Origin of the sequence: Limnofasciculus baicalensis BBK-W-15, assembly GCF_024178385.1 — a bacterium.
Taxonomy (GTDB): domain Bacteria; phylum Cyanobacteriota; class Cyanobacteriia; order Cyanobacteriales; family Coleofasciculaceae; genus Limnofasciculus; species Limnofasciculus baicalensis.
This window is the reverse complement of sequence record NZ_JAMZMM010000686.1, coordinates 1-1,445: the sequence shown is the minus strand read 5'-3', so window position 1 is coordinate 1,445 and position 1,445 is coordinate 1. Positions and strand designations below refer to the sequence as shown.

Below are 1,445 nucleotides of genomic sequence, written 5' to 3'. Positions count from 1 at the left end.
CTATACAAACCAAGTCTGCCTGCACAGACTATCGAAAAATCGAGGGTTTCATAACTCGCGCAGGCGGGTTTTGTCTGTGTAGCTGCGGTTTCAACCGCCCAGCATCGGCGATTGGAAATCGCGGCTATACAAACCAAGTCTGCCTGCACAGACTATCGAAAAATCGAGGGTTTCATAACTCGCGCAGGCGGGTTTTGTCTGTGTAGCTGCGGTTTCAACCGCCCAGCATCGGCGATTGGAAATCGCGGCTACACAAACCAAGTCTGCCTGCACAGACTATCGAAAAATCGCGGGTTTCATAACTCGCGCAGGCGGGTTTTGTCTGTGTAGCTGCGGTTTCAACCGCCCAGCATCGGCGATTGGAAATCGCGGCTACACAAACCAAGTCTGCCTGCACAGACTATCGAAAAATCGAGGGTTTCATAACCCGCGCAGGCGGGTTTTGTCTGTGTAGCTGCGGTTTCAACCGCCCAGCATCGGCGATTGGAAATCGCGGCTACACAAACCAAGTCTGCCTGCGCAGACTATCGAAAAATCGAGGGTTTCATAACCCGCACAGGCGGGTTTTGTCTGTGTAGCTGCGGTTTTAACCGCTAACTTTTATTGATTCCGCTTATATTCAATAATTGCTTGCCGGAAACCTAACACTACTAAAATATTTGATAATGTCAAGAAAAACTCAGCACTGCCATGTAACCAATCAACGTTAGCTAATTCTTTTCCATAACCCACTTGGGCATAAATTCCGGCGGGGATGGTAACGGCAACAAAAACTAAGATTAGGTAAAACCCAATTAGTGCCAAACGGGGGGTTTCTCCAGAGCGAGTGAGAAACCATAAAAATCCCAGGTAGGGAAATAGGGAAAGGGCAAATAATGTCTCTTTGGTAATCATTTATTTTAATTAAGACTGATCTAGATTTCGATCGGATTTACAGTAGATTTAATGTCAATCGATTACACCTCAGAAACCCGGTAACTTCGGCGAAACCGGGTTTCTCCGTATCTTTAGATAGATTTATCAATTTTATTTGGATCTTTCTGTCGCGTACAATGCCAAATCCACCAAGCAGCAACACAGACGGTGCAATTACCTAAAACTGTCATTGAAGCCTGAAGAGTGACAAGCCACTCTAAGGAATCTAGATTATCAAAGAAGTGCCAGGTGCAGGCGCACATAGCACTCACCAATGCGGGTAACATGGCGGCAGATAAAGCCCACCAGTAACGATTACCCGTGATTTCGCCATAAGTCCAGATTAACCAAATTGCGGCAATCCACTCAATGACACTGGAAATGTGAATAATCCAAGTTGGAATAGAAAGAGCGTGCATAGGAGAGTTTTGAGTTTTGAGTTTTGAATTTTGAGTTTTAATTAAGGCTGTAGGGATGAAGGATATGGGCGATATCCTTTATTATTTAACCAGGATTTGACGATCCAAATG

Annotated in this window: 2 protein-coding genes; both read right to left on the bottom strand. The window is 45.3% G+C overall.

Annotated elements, in window-relative coordinates:
- Positions 1–600 precede the first annotated feature (600 nt).
- Positions 601–894, bottom strand: coding sequence for a DUF3593 domain-containing protein (locus NJ959_RS29470; protein ID WP_254015315.1), 294 nt, complete (start codon positions 892–894; stop codon positions 601–603).
- 113 nt (positions 895–1,007) lie between these two features.
- Complete coding sequence (locus NJ959_RS29465; RefSeq protein ID WP_254015314.1) at positions 1,008–1,334, bottom strand: DUF2499 domain-containing protein; 327 nt, start codon at positions 1,332–1,334, stop codon at positions 1,008–1,010.
- Between the last annotated feature and the right edge of the window lie 111 nt (positions 1,335–1,445).